The sequence below is a fragment of the Micromonospora sp. NPDC049049 genome, from assembly GCF_040649115.1.
Lineage (GTDB): Bacteria > Actinomycetota > Actinomycetes > Mycobacteriales > Micromonosporaceae > Micromonospora.
Window position 1 is genome coordinate 197,954 of sequence record NZ_JBEZEX010000009.1, and the last position, 8,978, is coordinate 206,931.

The following is an 8,978-nucleotide window of genomic DNA, read 5'->3' on the forward strand; positions in this document are numbered from 1 at the left end:
CCCTCCCCCGGGACCAAGCCACCCGGGACCAGGACCAGCCCAACCCGGGACCAGCCAGCCCAACCCGGGACCAAGCCAACCCGGGCCAGCCCCACCCGAAAGGCCAGCCCCACCAGGGACCCGCCCCATCCGGGGGGCAAGCCAACCCGGGGCCAGCCAACGCGGGAGAAAGGCCAACCCCGGGGGCAAGGCCAACCCCGGGCATCAGCGGGACCTTGGAAGAGGTCAGGGCTGCGGGGGCGGGGGCGTGAAAACGCCCAGGTGGTTGCCGGCCGGGTCGAGTAGGTGGGCCAACCGGAGACCGCTCGGTGCCGTACGCGCTGGTACCAGGACCCGGCCGCCGGCAGCTTCGGCCTGTCGGCAGGTCTCTGCCACGTCGGCGACTTCGGCGTAGAACACCGCGTAGTTCGGCGACGTTCCGTCGGTCGCCCGGATCGCCCCACCGATCCCGGTGTCTCCGCCGGCCCCGGTCACGCGGTAGGACCCGCCGTTGGGCGAGCCCTGCTCCTCGAAGGTCCAGCCGAACAGCTCTCCGTAGAACCGCTCCGCGTCCTCGGGCCGGTCGGTGCCGATCTCGAACCAGGTGATGGGCGTGGTGGACCTGGACATCTACTGCCTCCAGAATGATTCGTGCCGGCCGCTCGGCCGTCGTCTGGAGCAGTCTCGGGGCCGTTGGCGACAGCGTCCTGTCGGTGTTTTCGGATCACCCGGCGGGTTTCTCGGTGACGAGACCCACCCAGCCCGCCGCGATGCGGACGGGTCTCGGAAGAGGCCGCCACGCCGAGCCCGCTTCAGACCAGGCTCAGCGGGCGGACCCGCTCGTGCGGGATGTCGAGATCCGTCAGGCGTAGCTCCCGGGCCACCACGTCGGGCAGCGCCCACACGCTCCGGATCCGGTCGGTACGGAAGCACCGCAGCTCGTCGCGCAGACGGCACCAGGCGACCAGGTACCAGTGTCGGGAGTTACCGAGGTAGCCGAGTGGCTCGACGTCACGGGTCGAGTCGGCGCCGGCGCGGTCGGCGTACCGGATGCGCAGCACCCGCCGCGCGGTGACCGCGTCGGCGACGGTGGCCGGGACGGGCGCGGCCGGCCCGTCGCCGATCAGGTGCACCCGGTCGGCGAGGCGGTGTGCCTCGGCGGCGTCGGCGGCCGGCAGCACCGCCACCAGCTTGCGCAACGCGGTGGCGGCCGGCCCGGCGAACGGCGAGCCGGCAAGCCGGTGCAGCGCCACGGCCATCGCCACCGCCTCGGCGGCGGTCAGGTTGACCGGCGGCAGGGTGCGGGCGCGGTCCAGGACGTAGCCGCCGGTGCGCCCGGGCTCGGCCCAGATCGGCACCCCGGCCTCCTGCAACGCGGCGAGGTCCCGTTCGATGGTCCGGCTGCTCACCTCGAAACGCGCGGCCAGCCAGCGGGCGCTGCGCGGCCGTGGTGACACCGCCCGCAGCTCCTCGACCAGCGCGTAGAGGCGATCGGTGCGGTTCATACCCGGCACGCTACGGCCGAGGTACGACGCCCACGGCGACTGCCCGCAGACGCGAGCGGCCCACCGGCCAGAGATCTTGGACAGTTTCCGTCACGACCTGACGGAAACTGTCCAAGATCTGCACGCCCACCCGCAGACGCCCACCCACGGACACCCGCCCACGGACGCCCAGCCGCCCGCCAACGACCGGCCACGGACCACCCGGCCACGCACGACCAGCCATGCACGACGGAACGCGGGCGGACCGCCCGCGGGGTGATGCGGAGAGCGGCCGTCAGGCGATGCAGGCGCAGACGATCAGCGCGGCCCCGAAGTGGGTGGCGGCGCTGACCCGGGCGGCCGGGTGCGGTTCGGGCGAGCAGATGACCTCGCCGAGCTTGCCAGGGGTCAGCAGGTCCAACACCACGAAGGCCAGCGCCATGATCGCCAACCCGACCAGTCCGAAGACCACGGTGGAGGCGATCCCCTTGCCGAAGTCGCTGTAGCTCGTCAGGATCGCGGTGAAGACGATCCCGGCGATGCCGAGCTGGTTGGCGGCGAGCAGCAACCCCGCGTTGGCGTTGCGCTCGACCCAGATCAGGTCTCGCAGCCGGCCCGGGGTGAGCAGGTCGACGAGCCCGAAGCCGGCGGCCATGAGGCCGACGCCAACGATCCCGAACACGACGCTCTGCCAGGCACCGCTGAACAGATCCTCCAGCACCGACTTGCCTCCCGACTCTCCGCCCGGAGGGGTACCGGCGCGGTGATCGAGACGATAGCGGCAGCGCGCAAGGGCGTCAGCCCCTGCGTCTACAGGGCCAGGTAGCGCTGCCGCTCGTACGGGGTGACCTCACGGCGGTACTGCTCCCACTCGGCCCGCTTGTTGCGCAGGAAGAAGTCGAAGACGTGCTCGCCGAGCACCTCGGCGACCAGCTCGGACTCCGCCATCACGTCGATCGCCTCGGCGAGGTTCTCCGGCAGCGCCTCGTAGCCCATGGCACGCCGCTCGGCGCTGGTCAACGACCAGACGTCGTCCTCGGCGCCCGGTGGCAGCTCGTATCCCTCCTCGATGCCCTTCAGGCCGGCGCCGAGCAGCACCGCGAAGGCGAGGTACGGGTTGGTCGCCGAGTCCAGCGAGCGGACCTCGACCCGGGCCGAGTTGGGCTTGCCGTACGCGGGAACGCGGACCAGCGCGGACCGGTTGAGGTGACCCCAGCAGACGTACGCCGGGCTCTCGGTGATTCGGTCGGGCAGGTGCTGCGGGAAGAGCCGCTTGTACGAGTTGACCCACTGGTTGGTGACAGCCGTGTACTCCCGGGCGTGCACCAGCAGGCCGGCGATGAACGATTTCGCCACCTTGGACAGCTTCATCGGGTCGCCGCTGTCGTGGAAGGCGTTGCGCTCCCCCTCGAACAGCGACAGGTGGGTGTGCATCCCGCTTCCCGGCTGGTCGGTGAACGGCTTCGGCATGAAGCTGGCCTGCACACCGGTGGAGAGCGCGACCTCCTTGACCACGTGCCGGAAGGTCATGATGTTGTCGGCGGTGGTGAGCGCGTCGGCGTACCGCAGGTCGATCTCCTGCTGGCCGGGTGCGACCTCGTGGTGGCTGAACTCCACCGAGATGCCGATGCGTTCCAGCGCGAGTACGCCCTGACGGCGGAAGTCCCGGGCCACGGCGTGGGTGGTGTGCTCGAAGTAGCCGCCGGTGTCGACCGGGGTGGGCACAGTGCCGTCCTGCGGCCCGTTCTCGAGCAGGAAGAACTCGATCTCGGGGTGGGTGTAGAAGGTGAAGCCCTTCTCGGCCGCCTTGGACAGCGCGCGGCGCAGCACGTGCCGGGGGTCGGCCCAGGACGGCCCGCCGTCGGGCAGCAGGATGTCGCAGAACATCCGGGCGCTCTCGCCGCTGACCCCGCCTTCGAAGGGGAAGACCTGGAAGGTGGTCGGGTCGGGCATGGCGACCATGTCCGATTCGAAGACCCGGGCGAAGCCCTCGATCGCCGAGCCGTCGAAGCCGATGCCTTCCTCGAAGGCCGCCTCGAGCTCGGCGGGTGCCACCGAAACGCTCTTGAGCGTGCCCAGAACGTCGGTGAACCACAGCCGGACGAACCGGATGTCCCGCTCTTCCAGCGTGCGGAGGACGAACTCCTGCTGACGGTCCACTTCCCCAACCCCTCGCGACACTCTTTTGTCCGCCTTGGCCGGGCTGCACCCGACCTGATCGCCCAGTGTTCCCGGGCCTGGTTACGCAGACGTTACGCGAACAGCCGCCGGCCGTCCCCTCGTGTCCCGCCGGGCGAGCACGGGGCCCGGCCCTGCCGCTACGACGGCCGAACCACCACCGACGGCCGAGCCGCCACCGACGGCCGCCACGACGGCCGAGCGCCTGCCGCCGCGGCCTCGCGGGCGCCCGTCGCGGCAGGTGGCAGGTGTCTCGTCCGAGGGTACGGACTGTCGCGACGAGGCTGGGGCAAGATGAAGGCATGCCCACCCTGCGTCTCGCCCTGTCCCAGGTCAACCCGAGCGTCGGCGACATCGCCGGAAACGCCGATCTGGTCCGCAGTTGGACTCGCCAGGCCGCCGATGCCGGTGCCCAGCTGGTGCTCTTTCCGGAGATGATGCTGACCGGGTACCCGGTCGAGGACCTGGTTTTCCGGCGTTCCTTCGTCGCCGCGTCCCGGGCCGCCGTGGAGCGGCTGGCCGCCGACCTGGCCGCCGACGGTCTCGGCGAGTTGCCGGTCGTTGTCGGCTACCTGGACGCCGACGGTCCGCCGCAGGTCAGCGGGGACGCCGAGCCGGGCCGGGGTGCCCGCAACGCCGCCGCGCTGCTGCACCGGGGCACCGTGGCCGCCCGCTACTTCAAGCACCACCTGCCCAACTACGGGGTCTTCGACGAGGACCGCTACTTCGTCCCCGGCGACACCCTGACCGTGGTCCGGATCGGCGGCGTGGACGTGGCGCTGACCATCTGCGAGGACCTGTGGCAGGCCGGCGGCCCGTTCGCCGCTGCCCGGCAGGCCGGCGTCGGCCTCGTGGTCAACATCAACGGCTCGCCGTACGAGCTGAACAAGGACGACTTCCGGCTGCCGCTGGTCCGCCGCCGGGCCGCCGAGGCGGGCGCCACCGTCGCGTACGTCAACATGATCGGCGGGCAGGACGAGCTGGTCTTCGAGGGCGACTCGATGATCGTGACCGCCGACGGTGAGCTGCTCACCCGCGCCCCGCAGTTCGTCGAGCACCTGCTCGTGCACGACGTCGAGCTGCCGGCCGCCACCGCCGCGACGACCACGGGGACCGTCGCGGACGGCATGCGCATCGTGCACAGCACCCTGGACGGCGTTCCGGCCGCGCCGACCGGTCCGGCCGCCACCGGCGGTGTGATCGAGCCGGTGGCCGACGAGGCCGAGGTGTGGCAGGCCCTGGTGCTGGGTCTGCGCGACTACGTCAACAAGAACCGGTTCCCGTCGGTGGTGCTCGGTCTCTCCGGCGGCATCGACTCGGCGGTGGTGGCGGCGCTCGCCGTCGACGCGCTCGGGCCGGACCGGGTGGTCGGGGTGTCGCTTCCCAGCCAGCACTCCTCGGAGCACTCCCGGGAGGACGCCGCCGACCTGGCCAAGCGCACCGGCCTGGACTACCGCGTCGAGCCGATCCAGCCGATGGTCGACGGTTTCCTGGCCAACCTGTCGCTGTCCGGCGTGGCCGTGGAGAACCTCCAGGCCCGGGTCCGTGGCGTGATCCTCATGGCGTTGTCGAACCAGGAGGGCCACCTGGTGCTGACCACCGGCAACAAGAGTGAGCTGGCGGTCGGCTACTCCACCCTGTACGGCGACTCGGTGGGTGGCTTCAACCCGGTGAAGGACGTCTGGAAGACGCTGATCTGGCGGCTGGCGAAGTGGCGCAACACGGACGCGGCTCGGCGCGGTGAAACGGCCCCGATCCCGGAGAACTCGATCGGCAAGCCGCCGAGCGCCGAGCTGAGCCCGGGCCAACTGGACAGCGACAGCCTGCCCGACTACGACGTCCTGGACCCGATCCTGATCGGCTACGTCGACGGCGACCTGGGCCGCGACGGGCTGGTCGAGTCGGGTCACGACCCGGCGATCGTGGACAAGGTGCTGCGGCTGGTGGATACCGCCGAGTACAAGCGGCGGCAGTCGGCACCGGGCACGAAGATCTCCATGAAGGCGTTCGGCCGGGACCGCCGTCTGCCGATCACCAACCGGTGGCGCGAGCACGGCTGAGGCGTACCCCTGGGGGTGCCGGGTCGGTGGCGCGGCCCGGCGCCGCCGCGCGGTGACCTCGCGGCGCGGTCCCGGGTGGCCAGGCGGGGCGGCCCCGCGCTGGTGGAGTGACATCTTGCACTGGGCCCTGCCGTCAGCCCGTCTCGCGGTGCGACGATCGCGACAGAACCCGGGGACCGCGCAGGCGGCCTCGAGGAAGGGAGACAGAGATGGTGGAGTCCACTCCGCACGAGGTGACCGCGTTGTACGGCGGCCCGGCCACCCGACGGGTCCGCACCCGCGACCTGATGGCCGCCAAGGATCGCGGCGAGCGCTGGCCGATGCTCACCTCGTACGACCAGTACACGGCGTCGATCTTCGACCAGGCCGGTGTTCCGGTGCTGCTGGTCGGCGACTCGGCCGCGAACAACGTGTTCGGCTATGAGACAACCCTGCCGATCACCGCCGACGAGCTGCTGCCGCTGGTCCGGGCCGTGGTGCGGGCGACCCGGCAGGCGCTGGTCGTCGGTGACCTGCCGTTCGGCTCGTACGAGGAGGGTCCGGCCCAGGCGCTGCGTACCGCCGTCCGGTTCATGAAGGAGGGTGGCTGTCACGCGGTGAAGTTGGAGGGTGGCCGCCGCAACGCCGCGCAGATCGCCGCGATCGTCGGTGCCGGCATCCCGGTGATGGCGCACATCGGTTTCACCCCGCAGAGCGAGCACACCCTGGGTGGCTACCGCGTGCAGGGTCGCGGCGACGCCGCCGACGAGGTGCTGGCCGACGCGCGGGCGGTGGCGGAGGCGGGCGCGTTCGCTGTGGTGCTGGAGATGGTGCCCGGCGAGGTGGCCAAGCGGATCACCCACGAGCTGCCGATCCCCACCGTGGGCATCGGCGCGGGCCCGGACACCGACGCGCAGGTGCTGGTCTGGCAGGACATGGCCGGGCTGCGGACGGGCAAGGCGCCGCGCTTCGTGAAGCGGTACGCGGATCTGGCCGGTGCTCTCACCGACGCCACCCGCCGTTTCGCCGACGAGGTCCGCGGTGGCGAGTTCCCTGCCGCCGAACACACCTTCTAGTACCGACGAGGGTCGGGGTGCTCCCACGCCGGGGCACCCCGCCGCTCGGGTCAGAGGTCGGTGACGCGGATGCCGGCGTGCGCCTTGTAGCGCTTGTTGATGGCGATCAGGTTGGCGGTGAACGCCTCGATCTGGTGGGCGTTGCGCAGCCGCCCGGCGTAGATGCCCCGCATGCCGGGGATCCGGGCGGCGAGCGCGCCGACGATGTCGACCAGCTCACGGTCCTCGGTGCAGATCAGCACGTCCAGGTCGATCCGGTCGACCTCAGGGTCGGCCAGCAGCGGGGCGCTGACGTGGTTGAACGCGGCGCAGACCCGGGAGTCGGGCAGCAGCGCGGCGGCCTGCTGCACGGCGCTGCCCTCGGCGACGGTCAGCGCGTACGGGCCCTGCTTGTCGAAGCCGAGCGGGTTGACGCAGTCGACGACGATCCGGCCGGCGAGCGGCTCGGCGAGGGCGGCGACGGTGGCGGCGTGCCCGTCCCACGGCACCGCGATGATCACCACGTCGCTGCGTCGAGCCACCTCGTCGTTGGCCGCGCCGGTGACGCTGCCGCCGGCCGGCACCCCGGGCAGGGCGGCGATCTCGGCAGCGGACTCGGCGGCCCGCTCAGCCGACCGGGATCCGATCAGCACCGTCTGGCCGGCCCGCGCGAACCGGTAGGCGAGGCCCCGCCCCTGGTCGCCGGTGCCGCCGATGATGCCGACCGTCAGCCCGGACACGTCGGGCAGCGTGCTCGCGTCGTATGCCATGGCCTCATCCTCGCAAACCGCCCGGCCCGTCAGCAGCGCCGAGCCCTGTGAGAATCCCCGCTGCCGCGAGCGACAGCGCCGCCGAGGACCGGGCCACGGCGGGCGACCGCGCAGGCGGGCGAGGATCGGGCCCGCGACGGCGGCCCGGTCAGGCCAGCTCGAACAGGACGGTACGGGCCGCCGGGTCGGCGGTGACCAGACGGACCCGGACCCGTTCGCCGAGCGGTAGTTGGCCGAGGCAGCGGGCGCGGACCGGCGGGGCGTCCAGCGCGACGGTGCCACCGGGCGGTCGGGGCCGGGACTTGCCATTGGGCGGGGCGTCGACGTCGAGAACGGCCGCGTCGAAGGTCTCGCCCACCCGGTGCTCCAGCACCGCCGCCTCGGCCAACTCGACGGCGCCGCGAGCCGCCGCCGAGGCGACCCGGTCGGTGCTCGCCATGACCTCGGGCAGCCGGGGCAACGCGGCGCGGGCCCAGTCGGGCACCGCCTGGCCGGCGTGCAGGGCCAGGCAGACCTCGGTGGCGTACCGGTCGGCCAGCCGCCGCAACGGTGCCGTCACGTGGGCGTACGCGGCCGCCACGCCACCGTGCTCCGGATGCTCCGGCAGCTCCCCGTCGAAGGCGGTGTACGCGGCACCGCGCATCAGCTCGGCCGCCTGGTCGATGAACGCGGCGGCGCGCGGCTGGGCGGCGTCCAGGCCGGCGATGACCTGACCCGGGCCCACGTCGTCCGGCCAGTGCACGCCCAGCGGCGCGGCGGCGGCCCGGAGCCGCTGCACCGCTTCCGGCTTGGGCGCCGGCATCGTCCGCAGCAGACCCACTCGGCCGGCCAGCATGATGTCGGCGGCGGCCATTCCGGTCAGCAGGGAGATCTGCGCGTTGTGCTCTTCCATCGGCACCGGCGCGCGCAGCACCAGCCGCCAGCCCTCACCGTCGGGTTCCAGATCCTGCTCGGGCAGCGGCAGGTTGATGGCGCCCCGGCTCAGCCCACGGGCGGTCAGCCGGTCGCCGATCTCCGGCAGCAGCGCGATCGGGTCGGGTAGCCGCCCGGCCTCGGCTGCCGCCTGCACCCCGGTGTAGTCGAGTTTGGCGCGGCTGCGGACCAGGGCGCGTTCCAACTCAACGGCAACGGTGCCGCCGTCGGCGTCCAGGTCGATGGTCCAGAGCACCGCGGCCCGGTCGTCGTCGGGCAGCAGGCTGGCCGCACCCTCGCTGAGGGTGCGCGGGTGCAGCGGCACGTTGCCGTCGGGCAGGTAGATGGTCTGCCCCCGCCGCCAGGTCTCCGCCTCCAACGCCCCACCCGGGGTGACGTGCGCGGCGACGTCGGCGATCGCATACCGCACCCGGTAGCCGCCACCGGGGCGGCGGGCGAGGTGCATCGCCTGGTCCAGGTCCCGCGAGGTGGCGGGGTCGACAGTGACGAACGGTATGTCGGTGCGGTCGACGGGCGGCTGCGGCGGTGCCGCAGCCGCCT

8 protein-coding genes are annotated in these 8,978 nt (G+C 72.5%); 2 read left to right on the forward strand and 6 right to left on the reverse strand.

What is annotated here, in order from left to right; genetic code table 11:
- Nucleotides 1–225: 225 nt before the first annotated feature.
- The 4 genes from AB0B68_RS12570 to glnA all read right to left on the reverse strand — a co-directional run bounded on the left by AB0B68_RS12570 (nt 226) and on the right by glnA (nt 3,623).
- Nucleotides 226–609, reverse strand: coding sequence for a VOC family protein (locus AB0B68_RS12570; RefSeq protein WP_357207162.1), 384 nt, complete (start codon nt 607–609; stop codon nt 226–228).
- A 182-nt stretch (nt 610–791) separates the two neighbouring features.
- Nucleotides 792–1,484, reverse strand: a complete 693-nt coding sequence (locus tag AB0B68_RS12575; protein WP_355007792.1) for a WYL domain-containing protein — start codon at nt 1,482–1,484, stop codon at nt 792–794.
- A gap of 274 nt (nt 1,485–1,758) precedes the next feature.
- Entirely contained in the window at nt 1,759–2,184 is a 426-nt protein-coding gene (locus tag AB0B68_RS12580) for a DUF350 domain-containing protein (RefSeq protein ID WP_355008888.1), read from the reverse strand.
- 89 nt (nt 2,185–2,273) lie between these two features.
- The gene (gene glnA, locus AB0B68_RS12585; RefSeq protein ID WP_355008887.1) at nt 2,274–3,623 is read right to left on the reverse strand and encodes a type I glutamate--ammonia ligase; all 1,350 of its coding nucleotides are present in this window, start codon (nt 3,621–3,623) and stop codon (nt 2,274–2,276) included.
- 320 nt (nt 3,624–3,943) lie between these two features.
- On the opposite strand from glnA, the gene AB0B68_RS12590 reads away from it, so the two are divergent.
- Nucleotides 3,944–5,701: an NAD+ synthase gene (locus AB0B68_RS12590; protein WP_357259755.1), complete on the forward strand. Its 1,758-nt coding sequence runs from the start codon at nt 3,944–3,946 to the stop codon at nt 5,699–5,701.
- Between the two features lie 209 nt (nt 5,702–5,910).
- Nucleotides 5,911–6,756 carry a 3-methyl-2-oxobutanoate hydroxymethyltransferase gene (gene panB / locus AB0B68_RS12595; RefSeq protein ID WP_357259758.1) on the forward strand — a complete coding sequence of 282 codons (846 nt, stop codon included), beginning with the start codon at nt 5,911–5,913 and terminating at the stop codon, nt 6,754–6,756.
- Between the two features lie 50 nt (nt 6,757–6,806).
- Here panB and npdG read toward each other — a convergent pair whose 3' ends face one another.
- Complete coding sequence (npdG, locus tag AB0B68_RS12600) at nt 6,807–7,505, reverse strand: NADPH-dependent F420 reductase (protein WP_091409546.1); 699 nt, start codon at nt 7,503–7,505, stop codon at nt 6,807–6,809.
- 148 nt (nt 7,506–7,653) lie between these two features.
- Nucleotides 7,654–8,978 (reverse strand): RNB domain-containing ribonuclease (locus AB0B68_RS12605; RefSeq protein WP_357259761.1); only part of this gene is annotated, 1,325 nt, incomplete at its 5' end.